This window comes from Micromonospora musae, assembly GCF_003626545.1.
In the GTDB taxonomy this organism is placed as follows: domain Bacteria; phylum Actinomycetota; class Actinomycetes; order Mycobacteriales; family Micromonosporaceae; genus Micromonospora; species Micromonospora musae.
In genome coordinates, this window is the sequence record NZ_RAZS01000003.1 from 184,997 (window position 1) to 201,616 (window position 16,620).

15 protein-coding genes are annotated in these 16,620 nt (G+C 70.4%); 8 read left to right on the forward strand and 7 right to left on the reverse strand.

Features of this window, described 5'->3' with window-relative positions:
* The first annotated feature begins 29 nt into the window (after positions 1-29).
* Positions 30-344 (forward strand): TraR/DksA family transcriptional regulator, encoded by a 315-nt coding sequence (locus tag D7147_RS09065; RefSeq protein ID WP_120675676.1) that lies wholly within the window; start codon positions 30-32, stop codon positions 342-344.
* 144 nt (positions 345-488) lie between these two features.
* Here the strand turns inward: D7147_RS09065 and D7147_RS09070 are convergent, their stop codons facing one another.
* Together D7147_RS09070 and D7147_RS09075 are read right to left on the reverse strand one after the other, a co-directional pair.
* On the reverse strand, positions 489-1,838 hold the full coding sequence (locus tag D7147_RS09070) for a M14 family zinc carboxypeptidase (protein WP_120675678.1): 1,350 nt from the start codon (positions 1,836-1,838) through the stop codon (positions 489-491).
* Between the two features lie 153 nt (positions 1,839-1,991).
* Positions 1,992-3,002, reverse strand: a complete 1,011-nt coding sequence (locus D7147_RS09075; RefSeq protein ID WP_120675680.1) for a DMT family transporter — start codon at positions 3,000-3,002, stop codon at positions 1,992-1,994.
* A 73-nt stretch (positions 3,003-3,075) separates the two neighbouring features.
* Here D7147_RS09075 and D7147_RS09080 point away from each other — a divergent pair, with 73 nt between their 5' ends.
* Both D7147_RS09080 and D7147_RS09085 read left to right on the forward strand, forming a co-directional pair.
* Entirely contained in the window at positions 3,076-4,014 is a 939-nt protein-coding gene (locus D7147_RS09080) for a LysR family transcriptional regulator (RefSeq protein ID WP_120675682.1), read from the forward strand.
* 222 nt (positions 4,015-4,236) lie between these two features.
* Complete coding sequence (locus tag D7147_RS09085) at positions 4,237-4,623, forward strand: hypothetical protein (RefSeq protein WP_147434648.1); 387 nt, start codon at positions 4,237-4,239, stop codon at positions 4,621-4,623.
* Positions 4,624-4,679: 56 nt separating this feature from the next.
* Here D7147_RS09085 and D7147_RS09090 read toward each other — a convergent pair whose 3' ends face one another.
* Complete coding sequence (locus D7147_RS09090) at positions 4,680-5,483, reverse strand: metallophosphoesterase (RefSeq protein WP_120675686.1); 804 nt, start codon at positions 5,481-5,483, stop codon at positions 4,680-4,682.
* A gap of 167 nt (positions 5,484-5,650) precedes the next feature.
* Between D7147_RS09090 and D7147_RS09095 the strand changes: the two genes are divergently transcribed.
* Positions 5,651-6,652, forward strand: coding sequence for an aldo/keto reductase (locus D7147_RS09095; protein WP_233563046.1), 1,002 nt, complete (start codon positions 5,651-5,653; stop codon positions 6,650-6,652).
* A 93-nt stretch (positions 6,653-6,745) separates the two neighbouring features.
* Positions 6,746-7,603, forward strand: a complete 858-nt coding sequence (locus D7147_RS09100) for a helix-turn-helix transcriptional regulator (RefSeq protein ID WP_120676691.1) — start codon at positions 6,746-6,748, stop codon at positions 7,601-7,603.
* A gap of 88 nt (positions 7,604-7,691) precedes the next feature.
* Here D7147_RS09100 and D7147_RS09105 read toward each other — a convergent pair whose 3' ends face one another.
* Positions 7,692-10,538: an AfsR/SARP family transcriptional regulator gene (locus D7147_RS09105; RefSeq protein ID WP_158609321.1), complete on the reverse strand. Its 2,847-nt coding sequence runs from the start codon at positions 10,536-10,538 to the stop codon at positions 7,692-7,694.
* 274 nt (positions 10,539-10,812) lie between these two features.
* Between D7147_RS09105 and D7147_RS32115 the strand changes: the two genes are divergently transcribed.
* A complete protein-coding gene (locus tag D7147_RS32115; protein ID WP_158609322.1) occupies positions 10,813-11,697 on the forward strand; it encodes an AfsR/SARP family transcriptional regulator in 885 nt (294 codons plus the stop codon).
* A gap of 182 nt (positions 11,698-11,879) precedes the next feature.
* On the opposite strand, the gene D7147_RS09115 is transcribed toward D7147_RS32115, so the two are convergent.
* On the reverse strand, positions 11,880-12,413 hold the full coding sequence (locus tag D7147_RS09115) for a DUF2690 domain-containing protein (protein WP_158609323.1): 534 nt from the start codon (positions 12,411-12,413) through the stop codon (positions 11,880-11,882).
* A gap of 202 nt (positions 12,414-12,615) precedes the next feature.
* On the opposite strand from D7147_RS09115, the gene D7147_RS09120 reads away from it, so the two are divergent.
* Positions 12,616-14,046: a serine/threonine-protein kinase gene (locus D7147_RS09120; protein ID WP_120676693.1), complete on the forward strand. Its 1,431-nt coding sequence runs from the start codon at positions 12,616-12,618 to the stop codon at positions 14,044-14,046.
* A gap of 74 nt (positions 14,047-14,120) precedes the next feature.
* Here D7147_RS09120 and D7147_RS32990 read toward each other — a convergent pair whose 3' ends face one another.
* Positions 14,121-14,540, reverse strand: a complete 420-nt coding sequence (locus tag D7147_RS32990; protein WP_120675692.1) for a hypothetical protein — start codon at positions 14,538-14,540, stop codon at positions 14,121-14,123.
* 402 nt (positions 14,541-14,942) lie between these two features.
* Positions 14,943-15,974, reverse strand: coding sequence for a JmjC domain-containing protein (locus D7147_RS09135; RefSeq protein WP_325050642.1), 1,032 nt, complete (start codon positions 15,972-15,974; stop codon positions 14,943-14,945).
* A 422-nt stretch (positions 15,975-16,396) separates the two neighbouring features.
* On the opposite strand from D7147_RS09135, the gene D7147_RS09140 reads away from it, so the two are divergent.
* Positions 16,397-16,582 carry a thiomuracin/GE37468 family thiazolyl RiPP peptide gene (locus D7147_RS09140; protein ID WP_199716605.1) on the forward strand — a complete coding sequence of 62 codons (186 nt, stop codon included), beginning with the start codon at positions 16,397-16,399 and terminating at the stop codon, positions 16,580-16,582.
* Positions 16,583-16,620: the final 38 nt, after the last annotated feature.

Consider the following 16,620-nt stretch of genomic DNA (forward strand, 5'->3'; position numbering starts at 1 on the left):
GACATGTTCCCGGAAAGGAGCTACCGACAATGACGCAGACCCTGAACGACCGTCCCGATCTCCTGCGTGAGCTGCTGGCACGCCAGCTCGATGAGCACACCGACCAGCTCGCAGAGCTGACGGTCTACTCACGGCAGCGCGATCACGGTGGCCACGACCCGGACACCCTGCGCCGGTTGGTCGAGGTCGCGCAGCAAGGCATAGCCGACATCAGCGAGGCGCTGAAGCGAATGTCCGAGGGCAGTTACGGCCTCTGTGAGGGCTGCGGCGGCGCCATCCCGACGGCCCGCCTGGAGATCCTGCCCTCCGCCCGACACTGCGTACCGTGTCAGCAACGTCGCTGACTGGCGGGCGCTCGCGGACCGTGCAGCGGGAGGCCGATGAGCGGCGTACGGTCGCGGCCCTGATGCCTTCGGTCGTCAGAGAGTGCGGGGCGGCAGGTGCTCACCTGCCGCCCCGCGTGCCGTCAACGGCTCAGTGGTTCGGGCTCAACGGACGTCCTTGCGGTGGAAGTCGCGCTTGCACTGCTTCAGATCGACCTCGACACGCTTGCCCAGGTCCACGTTGACCCGGGTGGTCTGCAGCACCGTGCCGTCCGGGCGCTCGCAGGTGAGGATCCACGGCTCGGTGTAGAAGCCGGTCTGGTTTCCGCGTACGCCGTCGGCCTGGTAGGCGGGAATGGGCCGGTACGACGGGTTGACCGCCCACTCGAACTTGCCGTTCGACCGCTCGATGTCCAGGTCCGAACTGAGTGTCGTGGTGAACGACGTCGGCCGGACGCTCCCGTCGGGCTGCGCGTACGGGCTGGTGTACATGTCGAAGGACTTGGTGAGCCGCAGCACCGCGTCCTTCGGCGCCTTACCCTCGATGACCGCGTGCTCCCGGGGGTCGGCGGCGGTTTCCAGCGCTTCGAACATCGCCGAGCGGTGCGCGGCGTACGTGTCGAGGACCTGCGTCTGGAAGGTCCGGGCCACGCCCGGGTCCGGGCAGGTCTCGCTGGTGATGGAGAGGCCGCGGGTCGCGTAGTACGCCCAGTCGATGGCCTCGCCGGTCGTCTCGTAGTCCTCGGCGGAGGGCAGCGCCCGGTACGTGGGGCCGTACTCCGCGGCGACCGCGGAGGCCAGCCGGTGCAGACGCTTGACGTCCTGCGCCGGACCGGCGGCGAGCTGCAGCGGCGGGTAGAGCACCACCTGGATGCAGGTGTGCTGGGTGTTGAAGACCGTCGCCTGGCGGGTGGAGAGCAGCCACGCGATGTTCCGGCTCTCCGGCTCCGACCACGGGGCGGCCCCGGCCGACGACAGCGGGGACCAGCCCAGGCCGTAGTTGCGGTTCATGTCCGTGTTGGTGTCGGTCTGCCGGCGGTTGCGGGCGAACCCGTCCACGTTCACCACCGGCACGATGACGACGCGGGCCCGGTCGAGCAGCTTCGAGACGTACGGGTTGCGCGAGTTCTTCACCAGGTCGATGGCGAACTCCATGGTCATTTCCCCGCTCGGCCACTCGTTGCCGTGGTGCATGCCCACGTCGACGAAGACCGGCTTGCCGTCGTTCGCCTGAACGTTCCTGCTGATCTCGATGCCGCGTACGGTGCGACCGGACGTCGTCTTGTAGGGCAGCGTGATCGGCTTGACCAGCGTCGGGTGCTGGGCCGCCAATTCGGCCATGTCGTTCTCGTAGTCAGCGAGCGTCCGATAGTCGGTGTTGCCGCTGGGCAGTGTGGACTTCGGGTTCGCCACTGCGCCGGTCGCGGGTGCGACGGCGGCGCCGAGGCTGAGCGTGAGCGCTGCGCCGGCGGCGAGCAGCCGGTGCCTCCATCGGGACGGATGGGCTTCGATCACGAGTGATTCCCTTCTGCGCGGGGATCCGAGTCTGCGAGTTCATCAACTCGATCGATGGACTTGATTTCCCCATCCAAGAACGCCACCAGGGCACGGGCCACCCGACTTCGATCTCCCTTTGGTAACTACGGCGGTTTCCTCGTGCACCCGCGGTTACGGCGCGACCCTCGTCGGTTCGGCGGCGCCGTCACGGACCGGGCACGGCGTCTCAGCGGCCGCCCGGTCGGGGCGGTCGGAGACCGGACGCGTCGGGTGCTGCGTTCGGGTCGGTCGGATCTGCAGTACGACGACGGAGGAGAGCACCAGGACACCGCCGACGAGCTGCATCAGGGTCAGCGATTCGCCGAGGGTCAGCGCGGCCAGCGCGGTAGTGACCACCGGCTCGAAGGTGGAGAGGATGGCGGCGTTCGACGGGCCGATCCGCTGTAGACCGGCGAAGAAGGTCAGCATCGCCACGACTGTGGAGACCACGGCGATGCAGGCCAGCCAGAACCATCCCGACATCCCGAAGTCGAGGTCGACGCCGCCCGTGAGCAAGGCACGCACGCCGAGGGTGCCGGCGGCCCCGGTCATCACCAGCGTGGAGAGCACCACCGGCGGCAGCCGGTGCACGACGGTGTCCGCCACCAGGATGTAGACCGTGTAGGTGATCGCGGTCCCGAACGCCATCAGCGCCCCGAGCAGGTGGAAGCTCACGTCGCCGGCGCCGAGCAGGACCAGCAGCATCCCGCCCGACGCGGCCACCAGCGCGGCGGAGCGCCCGTGGGTGAGCTGGTCCCGGCCGAGCAGCACCGCCACCACGGTCACCAGGACCGGGTAGCTGTAGAAGATCAGGGAGAGCAGCGATGCGTCCATAACCTGCAGGGCCGAGAAGAACAGGCTCGCCTGCGCCGCGTACCCGACCGCGCCCAGCGCGATGGCGGTCGCCAGCACCCGGCCGCGCCCGGCCTTCACCCGGCCCGCCGGGGCCGCTCGGTGCGGCTCCGGCGCCATCCGGCGCAGGCCCGGCCGCAGGACCAGAACCAGCCCCAGCAGTACGGCCGCCAGGGTGAAGCGCACCAGCAGCAGCGCCTGCGGTGTGACCCCGGCGTCGTAGGCGAGCTTGCCGAAGATCGCCATGGCGCCGAAGCACGCCGCGGAGACGAGACACCACACCGCACCCATGCGTCGATCATCGAGCACCCCGATCCGTCAGGTCCAGCGACGATTACCGAAGGAGACTCATTAGGATTTCCGCATGGTCGCGTGGGATCTTCGGCGGTTGCGCTTCCTCCGTGAGTTCGAGGAGCGAGGCACCCTCGGCGCCGTCGCCGCAGCCCTCGGCTACAGCCCGTCGACGGTCTCCCAGCAGATGGCCCTGCTGGAACGGGACGCCGGCACCCGGCTCTTCGAGAAGGCCGGCCGAGGCGTACGGCTCAACGACGCCGGACACCTGCTGGCCCACCACGCGCGCGTCCTGCTGTCAGCCGCCGAGGCGGCCGAAGCGGACCTCGCCGCGCTCGGCGGAGACGTCCGCGGCACCGTCCGCGCCGGCGGCCTGCAGTCGGCGGCGCGACGCCTGCTCGTACCGGCCGTGGCCCACCTGATGGTCGACCATCCAGCGGTCCGGCTGGAGGTCTTCGAACTCGAACTCGAACAGGCGCTGCCCGGATTACGGCTGGGCGCGGTCGACCTGGTGATCGGCGACGAGTACGACGGCCACCCGCGTCCTCGCCCGGCCGGGCTCCGCTTCACCCTCCTGCTCGAAGAACCGCTCAAGGTCGTCCTACCCGCCGGGCATCCACTCGCCGCGCCGGGCGGACCCGTCGCGCTCACGCAGCTGCGCTCCGACATCTGGACCGCCTCCGCCGAGGGCACCGGCCACCACGCCATGGTCATCGGCACCTGCCGCGCCCTCGGCGGCTACGAACCCGACCTGCGACACCGCTCCAGCGACGCCGACGTCCAGCTCGAACTCGTCCGCGCCGCCGCAGCCGTCGCCCTGCTGCCGGCGCTGACCCTGCCGAGGGAAGACCCCGCGCTCGCCATCCGTGACGTCGCCGAGACCACGCTCAAACGCCGCCTGGTCGCCGTCACCCGAGACGCCCCGCCCGCTCCCGCGCTGACCGCCTTCCTGATCGCGATAACCCAGCAGGCGCACCAGTTCGACCACATCGAACCAGGCTCCGATGCCTAGCTTCTTCTGGCCCGAGCACTGCTGGCGGCTGTAGATCGGGTCGCAAGCCGTCTGACAACAGCCTCACCCGCGGCGGCTGGTCATTCCTGCACCCCGAAGTTGTCTGAATTCGCTGGGCCGCGAACCGCTGACCGACTGCGGCCCCGCACGCCCCCGGGCAGGCAGCGCTGCTACCGTCCACTGCGCCCTGCCCTCTCCCGCCGGGCAGGACGGAGCCCTCTCATGCGAAGAGCCCGACGAGTTGCCGCCGCCCTGGCGTTCAGCTTGCTCGTGCCGACGACCGTCGCAGGATGTTCTCGGCTCTTGGGGTGTGTACCTGAACCTCCCGACGACATCACCGTGTCAGACCTGGCCGGCGTTTACAGCGGCTCCGAAGGTGGACGAATCGAGCTAGGAGAGGACGGGTACCGCGCTGACAATCTGCTGGGGGATAGGGGCCGTACGGCAGAGGGCACGTGGACTCTCGATCTCGAATCGGAGGGCAGCGAGGACATGATGCTTGACGACCTCCAAGTGTGGATCTCCGGCGACCGAGAGGAGCCCTGGCTGTACCGATTCGAAGGCGACCCGGACAACTGCCACCTGATCGAGTTTCACAGGACTCACTGATCGGACGATCGCTCTCCGAGGCTGGCCGACTCCTTCAGCGCGGGGAGCGCGACGAGTCAGACGAGCCGGGTGAGCAGGATTCGGCCGCCCTCGTACACCCCGCCGTCGATTGCGACGACCCGGCGGTCGGCGTACCTCAGCGCCGCCCGGACGTCCTGCGGCGCTACACCGAAGTACTTGGTGAGCGTGCTGTGCCCGTGCACGAGCACCTCGCCACCGAGCACGCGCAGCATCGTCGACACCGCATCGTCCGGCCGCGCCGACTCGGCCTCACGAAACGCGCCCCGGTCGCTCATCCGGCCGCAGAACTCCAGCCACTTCGCGCTCTCCAAAGAGGCCAGGGCCGCGGCCACGGCCGCGTTGACGGCTTCGACGCTCGATCCGAACTCCAGATACCGTGCGGTGTCGGAGTGGACGAGCAGGTGCCCGTCGACGACCGCGACCGCGGGCAAGCTCATGATCCAGGCGACGTGCTGCGGAGCCAGTCGGCGCAAGTCGTCCTCGCGCCCGCCGAACCGCGCCCAACCGCCTCGGAAGCCGCCGGGCTCGTCCCACCCGGCGATGGGCGTGGTGCCGAACCGGTGCGCGGCGAGCAGTTGCACTTCGTGGTTGCCGAGCAGCGCGTGCACCTCGCCGCCGGCGGCTGCGGCGGAGACGGCAAGTTGTCGAATGTCGTCGATGACGCCGATGCCGTCCGGGCCACGATCGACGTAGTCGCCCAGTAGCCACAGCCGGGCGTTTTCCCCGGACCACTGCCCCGACCGGTCGACGAGTCCCTCGTCGTGAAGCGCGGTCCGCAACTCGGACCGGTGACCATGAACATCCGCGACCACGTACAGCGGAGGCTTCGATCTTGGCATCGGCCCACCCTACCCACGAGCGCGCTGGGAAGCACAGACAGCGCTGAGGGATCGTCGCCCTGCCGTACCGGGGATAAGCAGGACGCCGATGGCGGCCGCGATCAGGCGCAGGCTGGTCCGCAGCGATCGGACCTTCTCCGGTTCGCGAGACAGGAAGAGAGACGACAGTGACGCTGCGAAAGCACGCGATTGGTGGCCACGGCCTTGTGGCGTCCGTCGAGGGGCTCGGCACCATGGGCATGACCGCGATGTACGGCACGCGGGACGACGCGGAGTCGGTCGCCACGGTGCACCGTGCCCTCGAACTCGGCGTGACCCTGTTCGACACGTCCGACTTCTACGGCCCGTACACCGGCGAGGAACTGCTCGGCCGGGCCCTGCGAGGCCGCCGCGACCAGGCGATCATCTCGACGAAGTTCGGCGGGGTGACGCTCGACGGCACCGGGAAGATCATCGGGGGTCCGAACGGGCGGCCCGACCACGTGCGCAAGTCACTCGACGGTTCGCTGCGACGGCTCGGTACCGACTACATCGACCTGTACCTCCAGCACCGGGTCGACCCGAACGTGCCGGCCGAGGAGACCTTCGGTGCGCTCGGTGAGCTCGTCGCCGCCGGCAAGATCCGCTATCTCGGGATCAGTGAGGCGTCGCCGGCCAGTATCCGGGCCGCGCATGCCGTGGCCCCGCTGTCGGCGGTGCAGACCGAGTACTCGCTGTTCACCCGTAACGTCGAAACCAACGGTGTTCTCGACACCGTGCGCGAGCTGGGCATCGGGTTCATGGCGTACGCGCCGCTGGGCCGTGGTTTCCTCACCGGCGCCGTACGCACCGTCGACGACCTGCCGGAGGACGACTTCCGCCGCACCTGGCCCCGGCTCGCCGAGGAGAACCTGCGGCAGAACCTGCTCCTGGTGGACCGCATCACGGCGATCGCGGCAGAGACCGGCGTGACCCCCGGCCAACTCGCGCTGGCCTGGGTGCTGGCGCAGGGTGATGACATCACCGCCATCCCCGGCACCAAGCGGCGAGGCTACCTGGAGCAGAACGTGGCCGCGGCGCAGCTCAGCCTGGATGCCGGTGTGTTGGCCGCCCTCGACGCTGCCGCGCCGGTCGGCGCCGCGGTCGGCGCGCGGTACACCGCGGCGGCGATGGCCGCGATTCAGGAATAACATCCCGATTGACGGAAGCGTCATCCAACGTCACCCGGTGTCATCGACGAACACCGGGTGACGTCGGTGACGTCGCGAGCGGAGAGGCAGTACGTGGCACCTACCGAACTCGGAGACTTCCTGCGGGCGCGCCGGGAGGCGCTACGCCCCGCCGACGTCGGGCTTCCGGCAGGCGGGCGGCGCCGCACCCCCGGCCTGCGCCGCGAGGAGGTCGCGCTGCTGGCCAACCTGTCCGTCGACTACTACGAGCGGCTGGAGCAGTCCCGCAGCGCCAACCCGTCGGAGGCGCTGCTCGGCAGCCTGGCCCGGGCGCTGCGGCTCTCCGTGGACGAGCGCGACTACCTCTACCGCCTCGCCGGGCACCCGCCGCCGACGACCGACATCGTCAGTGGCTACGTGGATCCCGCGATGATGTTCCTGCTCGACGCACTCACCACCGTGCCTGCGCACATCATGGACGACCGCACCACCATCCTCGCCCAGAACACCCTGAGCCGTGCGCTTCTCGGCTCCTGGGCCGAGGGTGACGCCCGCTCCGCGAACGTGACCTGGCGCTGGTTCACCACCCCGCAGTCACGGGCACTCAACGCGCCGGAGGAGCACGAGGTGATCGGCCGGGGATACGTCGCCGACCTGCGGGCCGCCGCGGTCCGCCCCGGAAACGACCCGGCCGCCGAGCAGCTGATCGCCGATCTCACCAGCGCCAGCGACGAGTTCGCGCGGTACTGGTCCGAGATGCGGGTCGCCGAGCTCCGGACGACCCGCAAGATCCTCATTCACCCACGAGCCGGACGCCTCGACGTGCAGTGCGACGTCGTCCTGAGCACCACCGTGGGCCAGCGGCTGGTCATCTTCCGCCCGCAACCCGGCACGGCCACTGCCGACCGCTTCGACTTCCTTCGCGTCCTCGGCGAACAGTCCTTCGCTCCGCCCGACGTGGGGCCGGTCTGAGAACTCCTGGCCGCGGGCGGGTGGGGGCCGGCGCCAGCAGATGCTGACGCCGGCGACGGTGTGGAACGCTTCGCGACCGCTGCGTACGTCAGCTTCCGCTGGCCCGATCATCGTGCTCGTCGGCCTGGAGGTCACCGAGTCGCTCCCGGACCTCGGGCGCTCCGGGATGTTCGAGCTCCTCCATGATCGACAGCGCCTCTCGGAGCGCCTTCTGGGTGTCGTGCGGCTGGTGAACGGCGCTGTAGGTCTCGGCCAGGTGAGTGAGCACGACGGCGTAGAAGTAGCGGTCGCCGAACTCGCGGTAGAGGTCCAGCGCGTGCTGGTACGCCTCGACCGCCTGCCGGTACTCGCCGAGGTGGTGGTGGGCGTAGCCGACGCTGTCCCAGGTCGCCGCCTGTTTGATCCGGTCACCGATGGCGTCGAGGATGCCGAGCGCCTCCGTGCAGTAGGTCAGGGCGGCCTGGTGGTCGCCGAGCAGCGAGTGCTCCCACCCCATCGCGTTGAGAGCCTCCGCCTCGCCCGCGTGAGGGGTGGCGGAGGCCCCGGCACGGAACAGCGCGAGCGCGGCGGTGGAGTGCTCGAGCGCCTCGCTCACCCGGTCCTGCTGCTCGAGCACCGCCGTCATGTTGATGTGGGTGGTCGCCAGCCGAGGCTTGTCGCCGAGGGTTTCGTAGAGGCGCAGGGCGGTGCCGAGGTGTTCGAGCGCCTCCTGCAGGTCTCCGCTGCGGCAGAGCGCCGCACCGAGCAGGCGCTCACAGAGGGCCTGCGCGGCCGTGTCGTCGGCGGCGACGGCCGCGTCGAGGCCCGCGCGCTGGGTCGAGACCCACGCCTGCCGGCGGCCGCGCCGGTCGAGGTACGGGGCCAGCGTCCAGGCCAGCTGCCAGACGTAGCTGTGCAGACCGGCCGTGGCCGCGATCTCCATCGCCGCGATGAGCGCCGGCAACTCCCGGTCCAGCCACGCCATCGCCGCGGCCGGATCGCCGGGATCCGCGACGGTCACCTCCGGAAGCTGCGGCAGCAGGTCGACCTGGTCCCGGTTGGGGTCGATCCAACGATCGGCGAGGTGCGCGGCGCGCAGGTAGTGGTTGAGCAGCCGGACCACCGCCGACTCCCGGACGCTCTCCTCCTCGCCGGCGAGGAGACGTTCGCGGGCGAACCGTCGTAACAGGTCGTGCATCCCGTACAGGCCGGGGCGGTGTTCGACGACCAGGTGAGCGTCGGTCAGTTCGGTGAGCGCCGATCGGGTCGCGGCGGGCTGCCGTCCCGCCAGGCTGGCCACCGCGCGAGTCGACAGCAGGCCTTCGGGGGCCAGGCTGAGCAGCCGGAACAGACGTGCGGCGTCGGCGCTGAGGCGCTGGTACGACCAGGAGAAGACGGCCCGGACGTCGGTGCGGTCGTCGTCCGTGGCGAGCGCGTCGAGGACATGCTCGTCGCGAAGTTCGCGGACGACGGCGGAGAGCGGGTGTCGGCGGCCACCGGCAGCCGCCCGCGCCGCCAGCACGGCCAAGGCGAGCGGCAGACCCGCGGACATGGCGACGAGGTCGTCGACGGCCTCCGGTTCGGTGGCCACCCGGTCGTCACCGAGCCGGCCGGCCAGCAGGTGCCGTGCCTCGAACGGGTCGAGCACGTCGAGCGCGACATGTTCGGCCCCCGACGACGCCACCAGCCCGGTGAGGTTGTTCCGGCTGGTCACCAGGACGACGCAGCCGGGCGCGCCGGGCAGGAGCGGGCGTACGTGGGCGCTGTTCCGGGCGTTGTCGAGGATGATCACGACTCTGCGACCGGCGAGCACGGCGCGGAAGAGGGCCGCCTGCGCGTCGAGGTCGGTGGGCCGTCGGCGCGGCTGCACTCCGAAGGCGCCGAGCATCCGACCGAGCGCGTCCTCGGGGGAGACCTCGGCCCTGGTCGAGCCCGAGCCGTGCAGGTCGACGTAGACCTGCCCGTCGGGAAACGCGCCCACCATCGTGTGCGCGAGGTGCACCGCCAACGTGGTCTTGCCGATGCCCGGCGCGCCCGTGATCACGTAGACGCCGGCTCGGTCGGGTGCCGCCCCGATCGCGTCGGTCAGCTGCGCCAGCTCCGCGGCCCGCCCGGCGAAGCCGCGTACGTCGAGGGGGAGTTGGGACACGCCGGTGACGCCCGCTCGTGCGGCGACGGGCCGTGCCGCGGCCGGCGTCGAGTCCGCCGGAGCGTCGCGGCCGGTGGTGTCGCCGGCCAGGATGCTCTTGAAGAGTTGCTGCAGCGCGGGGGAGGGTTCGATACCGAGGTCCTCGACGAGCTGCCGACGCGCGTCCCGGTAGGACTGCAACGCCTCCGCCTGCCGACCCGACCGGAACAGCGCCCACATGTGGGCGCTGCGCAGCCGCTCGCGCAGCGGGTTCTCTCGGATGTACGGCGCGACCTCGGCGGCCACGTGGGAGTAGCGGCCGAGCGTCAGGCCGGCATCGAACCGGTCCTCGATCGCCAGCCAGCGGCGTTCGACGAGGCGGGCGGAGAGTTCGCGCCCCAGGTCGAAGTCGGGGATGTCGGCGAACGGATTCCCCCGCCACAGGTCGAGGGCGCGGGTGAGCAGCTCCTGGGCCAGCTCGGCGTCGCCGGCCGCGATCGCCTGGTGGCCCTGCTCGGCCAGGGCGCCGAAGACGTCCGCGTCGACCTCGCCGGTCTCGGCGATCAGCTGGTAGCCGTGCGGGCGGCGCACGATCCGCTCATGGCCCAACCGCCGGCGCAGCTGGTGGATGTTGACCTGCAGGTTCTTCGCCGCCGTCCGCGGCGGGTCGGATCCCCAGACGGCGTCGATCAGCGCGTCGCTGGTCACGGCGTGGTCGGCCCAGCACAGCAACGCCGCCAGCAGCGTACGAATCCGCAGGGCCGGCAGCGGAATCACCTCGCCGACCTTATCGACGACGGTCAGCGGACCCAAGATCCGAAACTTCACGCAGCTCCTCCTGGGCCTTGCAAAAGTGACCCCGTACAGCAGATCGGGGATCACCATACTGCCGACATACCGGCGGACAACCACAGACGTCTTTGATTCTCGAAGTCTTCTCGCTCGCCCAACCGCCGGCGAGACAAGCAAGAGGGAGAGCATCAATGTCCTGGGGGCTTCCACAACGCCGACCTGCCGGCCCCGCGGCGGCCGAGAGCGCACCTCAACGGGGGTCTGTGCCACCCCACGCCGTCCGGCCCGCGGACCGATCGGCGGTACGCGGATGAGATATCAGCTCCTCGGCCCGGTGCGCGTGCGGGCAGCAGACGGCTACCGCACCATCAGCGGAGCCCGGCAACGGCGGATCCTGGCGGCGCTGCTCGTCGACGCCAATCGCGTCGTCTCCGTCGACCGACTCGTCGACGTCGTCTGGGGCGAGCAACCGCCCGCGACCTCCGTCCAGCAGGTCCAGAACTGTGTGAGCTCGCTGCGGCGGATGCTGGTGGACGTCGGCCACGAGCCGTCGATCAACCGGATGCCGACGGGATACTCGCTCTCGGTCCGGGACGACGCCGTGGACACCCGGATCTTCACCGACCTGGTTCTGCTCGCCGAGCGGTCGGCCGCGAACGGCGACACCGACGACGCCTGCACCACGCTGCGACGTGCCCTCGGGCTGTGGCACGGTCGCGCGATGGAGGACGTCTCCTCCGACGCGCTCACCCCGGCGGCGGTGCAGCTCGACGAGGCCCGGGTGCGGACGATGGAGCGCCTGGTCGCCATCGAGATGACCCGCGGGCGCGCCGATGCCGTGCTGGGTGACCTGTCGGCCTGGGCGCGGGAGCAGCCCTACCACGAGGGGCTGCACGGCCAGTTGGCGCTCGGCTACCACACGGTGGGGCGTACCGGGGACGCGCTGACCCTCATCGACGGCGTGCGGCGACGGCTGCGAACGGATCTGGGCATCGACCTCGGGGCCGAGCTGTCGCGGGTCGAGGCGCAGCTACGCGCACCGCGACCGGACGCCGTCGAGCCCGAACGCGTCGCCGGGTCCAGCCTGGAGATGCTCCACGCCGCTCTCGTCCGACTCACCGCCGCCGTCAATCTGCTGACCAGGGCGATCGAGGGCGGCCGGCTCGGGCAGGGCGCGAGCCCGTCGAGCCTGTAGAGCCTGTAGACCACAGGTCCGGCCGGAGCAGCGTCGCGCGGGGGCTCGTCGTCAGCCGACCGCGGGCTCATCGCCCGGCGTGCCGGCGCGGCGGCGCAGAAGTCCGCGGCGCGCGGCCGGGCCGCCACACGAGAAGGCGCCCCACCGGTCGGTGGGGCGCCTCCTCGATCCGGGGGTTGCCGTCAGCCCCGATACTTCGCCGTCGTGCAGTACACGATCGAACCACTGCCGGCGCAGCCCTGAGCCAGGAGGTCCTTGTTGTTCAACATCCTGGTCCACAAGCCCTGAATGAAGCCGGACTCCGACGTCCGCAGCGCGCCGGAGAGGTTGAAGCTCTTGATCGTCGGGTTGAAGTTCCCGTTGTCGAGCTTCGTCCACGCGGTGCGGCAGCGCGCACTCACCCGAATCTCCACCACCGGTCCGCCGTAACTCCGGAAATCCTGCTTGACCGGCGACGTGGCGTCTTCGGCGCAGGTGTAGTAGCTGCTGCCGTTGTAGTAGATCTTGAACGTCTGTGGGTCGCGTCCGTCGCAGGAGACACCGCACCCCGAGGTCGCGAGCTGCGCCTCGCTGATGTAGGCCGCGTTCCCCACGGCGATCTCCGCCCGCGCGACGCTCGAGAGCCCGGCCAGGCCGGGGCCGGCTTGCGCGGGCCCCGTGGCCCCGAGCACGCCGGCCCCCAGCATCGAGATGATCGCCATCACCTGCAGCGACATCCGTCGCGCGCCGGTAAGCCTCACCCGCATGTACCTCTCCTCGCAAAGTCGTGTGCGGGGGAGAGGGTCGCCCCGGCCCTCATCGATCCGCTAACCCGTGGGCACCCGGCCGGCCGGCGGAGATGACCGTGCGATGGCGGCACCTCCGGCGCCGCGCAGGCGCCGGGTGCTTGAGATCGGCGATCCGGGGTACCGGAAGCTCATGCCGAATGTGGGGCAACTCGTCGGAGAGCGCTACCGCCTGGTCGAGACAATCGCCAGCGGCGGCCAGGGCGACGTGTGGCGGGCCGTCGACGAGACCCTGGACCGCTGCGTGGCCGTCAAGATGCTGCACCCGCGCCTGCTCACCGCCGCCGGCTTCGGTGAACGGTTCCGGCGCGAGGCGCGTGCGATGGCGGCGCTGCGCCATCCGGGGGTCGCCCAGGTCTACGACTACGGCGAGCTGGAACGACCTGGTGGGACGGTCCTCGCCTACATCGTGATGGAGTGCGTGCAGGGACAGCCCCTGTCGGAGCGCATCGCCGACGTCGGCCGACTGGACCCGGCCGAGGCGATGTCGATTGCGGCGCAGACGGCCCGCGCTCTGCAGGCCGCACACGATGCCGGGGTCGTGCATCGTGACGTCAAGCCCCACAACCTGATCATCGAGCCCGACGGGCACGTCGTACTCGTCGACTTCGGCGTTGCCGTCACGCAGGACGCGGCGAGCCTGACCGCGGCGAACGAGGTCGTCGGCACCGCCCTGTACATGGCGCCCGAGCAGGTGTCCAAGAACGAGACCACGCCGGCGATCGACATCTACGCGCTCGGTGCCGTCGTCTACCACTGCCTCGCCGGTCGACCTCCGTACCAGGGGGAGAACGCCCTCGCGGTGGCGCTCCGGCACCTCGAAGACGAACCATCGCCGCTACCCGCGGACGTGCCGGCGCAGGTTCGGCAGCTGGTGGCCACCGCGATGGCGAAGGAGCCCGAGCAGCGGTACCCGACGGCGGCGGCGATGGCCGCCGTGGCGCAGGACCTCGCCGACTCGCCCGCGCAGCGGGTGACGGCCGTTACCGAGTCGCCGACCGTGCGCCTGGCCGCCCGGCAGCCGGGGTCCGCCGAGGTGTCCCGCAGGGCTGCCAGTCGCGGAAACACGAACCTGGCGGTGCTGCTCGGATTGTTGGCAGCCGTGGCCGCCGTCCTGGTGCTCGCCGATCCCACCGGGCTGAGGTCGGGGCCGACCGGGCGACCGTCGGCGCCGCCCGCGGTTCCGCCCGGCGCGCCGTCCGAGCCGGACGAGCCGGGACCCGGCGCGGGTGGCGGCGAACCGGAGACGCGCGATTCTGCCGGTATCCCGGTTCGCGCGACCGGGTCCGCCGCCCCGGTGGCCACCCGTCCGGCCGTAGAGAGGACGGCGGGCCGGCCGACGCCTTCGGGTGGGAGCAGTTCGGGTGCGCCAGACCCGACCATGTCCTGGAGCGCCTCCCCGGAACCGACGGTGGAGCCGACGGGTGGCACGTCGGCGACCCCCACCGGGCAGCCGACGGAGGATCCGTCTTCGGACCCGACGCCGGAGCCATCGGTGGACCCGACCGCGGAACCGTCGGTGGACGACTCGGCAGCCGCAGGGACCGCAGCGCCGCAGGCCTGACCGACGCGGGGGAGCCCCTGCGGGGCTGCGCCGGCACCGTCGGCTCCCGGGTGGTCGGCAGGCGCAGTCACCGGTCATCCATTGAGCTGGGGTGAACCGAGCTCTCTGCGCAGCTGCCAGACCAGTTGTTGGAAGGCGGTCTCGGCGGCGGCCCGTTGAGCCGCGTCTGCGTCCGGGCCGAGTCGGTAGAGATCCCGAGCGACGTCGTTCGCCAGTGACACCGTGCGAGCGCCGCACAGGAGGCTGAGGGTCGAGCGAGCGGACTGCATCCGATTCCGCCATTCCCGGCGGTCGTCCTGATCCATGCCCAGCTCGCCGACCTTCCGATACTGGCTCAGCAGGTACCGCGTGCTGGTGACGTACTCGACCGCCGCCCGAAGCTTCTGATCACGGAGCCACTGCCGACGCTCCCGTCGGGCCTGAAGCCAGGCACCGAGGGCTACGACGACGAGGCTGGCGAGGGCGCCGAAGCCCGCTGCGGCAAGGTTTCCCATGGCGGTGGAGCGTAGAAAACCATCGGTGCTGTGGCTAGACCGTTGGGTTGGGCCCGGCTCGCGTTCTGCCAGGCCTCGCCCTGAGTGCCTGTCTGGGATGCGGTTGATCAGCTCCAGGTGCGAGTGCTGCGGGTTTGACGGCGTGCGGGTCGGCAGCGGCTGCCGGCCACGAAAGCAACGGTGACCAGCAAGCCCAGGTGTCGCTAATGATGAACCGATTCCGGTCGTTGATCTTCTTGCCCGCGTCGTAGCCTCGGCTGTGTCTGCCGACGGTCTCGGCGCCCGTCACGCTCTGCGAGTCGGTGATCCCCCCGACTGCTCCGGGTGGCAGCCCGGGTGATCCGTAGCGAGCGCTGCACAGGAGGAGTCCGGGCCCGCCGAGAGGCACCGCTCAACTCATGCTCAGGCCGGGACGGCGACTCCCTCATCGATCAGTTCGCGCACGAGCCGGCGGGCCTCGTCGAGACCGATCGCGGCGCGTAGCTCCTCGACCGCGACCACGGTGCCGGGGTGGTCGATCATCTGCGTGATCGTTTCGGTGACCGGGTCGGGTAGGTGAAGGTTGTGGTCGCCGAGGTGCAGGACGGTGCCGTCCGTTCCCTTGCTGGTGGCCAGTACCGCGCCCGGCAGGTACGTCACCGCTTCGACGTCGTGGCTGAGCACGCCCACGGCCGCGCTGACCGCGGGCCGGCGCGGCGCGGACTGGGCGCGTAGCGCCCGGGCGTGCAGAGACCGCGCGGCGCGTTCGACGTCGAGGTCGGCCAGCCAGCGGGCGAAGCGCTCGGCGACATCGCCCACGGCGGTGTCGATGCTGTGGTCGTGGAGCGCGGGCGGGAGCGCGGTGCGGAATTCAGGCTCCCCGGCGGCGACGTCCAAGAGCTGTTCGAGCAGCCAGTGCCGGGTGAACTGGAGGACGCCCACGCTGATGTGTAGGGAGGTGCCTTCCTCGGCGTATCCGTTGTGGATCCAGCCCCGAGGCACCCAGAGGACGTCTCCGGGTGCGAGGCGGACCCGCAGGAACGGTTCGCCCTTCTCGAACCGGGCACGCGCGGTGGCGGGGACCGGGACTCGTCCCCAGCGGTGCCGGGGGAGCGGATCGGCCAGGTACGGCTCGTGCAGCTCCCAGGTCTTTTGTCCGACGGTCTGGACGATGAAGACGGCTTCGGTGTCCCAGTGGTGCGCGAACCCCTGGCTCTTCGGCGGGGTGAGGAAGGCGTGCGCGTACAGCGGGTGCCCGAGTTCGGCCGAGAGCAGCCGGCAGAAGCGGGTCAGCGGTCGCCAGCTTCGGTGCAGACCCATGAGCAGGAGAGTGTGCCCGGTGCGCAGGTGCGCGCCGACCCGACGGGCGTCGACGGCTCCGGCGGCGTCCGGGAAGGCCGCGAGGTCGGGGCTGACGAGGCTTCCCGGCTGCGCCATCACGTTGTTCTTGGTCATCGTGACTGACGATGCAGGCAGGCCCTGGTCGCTGATCAGCCGGTCGACGTCGTCGAGGTCGAGGAGCGCAGTCAGCGCGGCCGGATCGCTGTGGTGGACCTCAGGCTGTTGCGGCCATTGCTCAATGAATTGTTCCGGCCGAGCCGTAAGGCATTCCAGTGGGCTGTTCATGCCGCCTCCGCTAATTGCACCGATTGTTGCCCGCTCGCCATCATGTGATTCTTCTGCTGGTCGACGCAAGGACGGGGTCCGGTGTAGCGGGGACTACGCCTTTGGGCGTACACGGTAGTAAGCGGCCGGCTGACACCTTCGTCGAACATCGACGGCCGGTATTTCTGCGCCTTCCCGCAATTGATTTCCGTGGCCTAACGTCCTCGGCGGAAGGTCTTCCAGTCATGCGAATTCCAAGCAAAGGAGAAGCGGTGAAGAAATCCGACGAACTCGACTTCGAGCTCGAGGACCTGCCGATGGACGTGTTCGACCTGGCCGAGAGCGGGCTCACGATCGAGTCGCTGACGGCGGGTCACGGCATGCCCGAGCACGGCGCCTCGCTGCCCTTCTGCTCGTGCAGCGCGACCTGCAGCTGCTGCCCGAGCAGCAGCAGCTGACCTTGAAAATCGGCTGTGCCGTCGGCCTCGGCCGGCGG

What these genes read in the sequence shown, in the direction of transcription:
- D7147_RS09065 (WP_120675676.1), top strand. Translation starts at nt 30, where the DNA reads ATGACGCAGACCCTGAACGACCGTCCCGATCTCCTGCGTGAGCTGCTG.
- D7147_RS09075 (WP_120675680.1), bottom strand. Translation starts at nt 3,002, where the DNA reads ATGGGTGCGGTGTGGTGTCTCGTCTCCGCGGCGTGCTTCGGCGCCATG.
- D7147_RS09080 (WP_120675682.1), top strand. Translation starts at nt 3,076, where the DNA reads ATGGTCGCGTGGGATCTTCGGCGGTTGCGCTTCCTCCGTGAGTTCGAG.
- D7147_RS09085 (WP_147434648.1), top strand. Translation starts at nt 4,237, where the DNA reads ATGCGAAGAGCCCGACGAGTTGCCGCCGCCCTGGCGTTCAGCTTGCTC.
- D7147_RS09090 (WP_120675686.1), bottom strand. Translation starts at nt 5,483, where the DNA reads ATGCCAAGATCGAAGCCTCCGCTGTACGTGGTCGCGGATGTTCATGGT.
- D7147_RS32115 (WP_158609322.1), top strand. Translation starts at nt 10,813, where the DNA reads ATGAGATATCAGCTCCTCGGCCCGGTGCGCGTGCGGGCAGCAGACGGC.
- D7147_RS09115 (WP_158609323.1), bottom strand. Translation starts at nt 12,413, where the DNA reads ATGTCGCTGCAGGTGATGGCGATCATCTCGATGCTGGGGGCCGGCGTG.
- D7147_RS09120 (WP_120676693.1), top strand. Translation starts at nt 12,616, where the DNA reads ATGCCGAATGTGGGGCAACTCGTCGGAGAGCGCTACCGCCTGGTCGAG.
- D7147_RS32990 (WP_120675692.1), bottom strand. Translation starts at nt 14,540, where the DNA reads ATGGGAAACCTTGCCGCAGCGGGCTTCGGCGCCCTCGCCAGCCTCGTC.
- D7147_RS09135 (WP_325050642.1), bottom strand. Translation starts at nt 15,974, where the DNA reads ATGACCAAGAACAACGTGATGGCGCAGCCGGGAAGCCTCGTCAGCCCC.